Genomic DNA, 221 nt, shown 5'->3' on the forward strand with positions numbered 1-221 from the left:
GTCGCGCTGCGGGCGCAGGCCGAGCGGTTGGCGGAGTGGGCGGAGGGGGACGCGACGCCGGACGCCGTGGTTGGTGCGGCGCTGGCGAGTGGCCGGAGCGTGTTGGAGCATCGTGCGGTGGTCGTGGGTGCCGGCCGTGCGGAGCTCGTGGCCGGGCTGCGGGCGTTGGCTGCTGACGGTGCGGGTGCGGCCGGGGTGGTTACGGGTTCGGGTGTCGGTGG

The 221-nt window shown here is 76.5% G+C and carries 1 pseudogene; it reads left to right on the top strand.

What is annotated here, in order from left to right:
• Window positions 1-221 (top strand): annotated as a pseudogene (locus ACLQ2N_RS36105) (polyketide synthase); the annotation flags it as partial.

Origin of the sequence: Streptomyces sp. DT224 (assembly GCF_049844595.1) — a bacterium.
GTDB lineage: Bacteria > Actinomycetota > Actinomycetes > Streptomycetales > Streptomycetaceae > Streptomyces.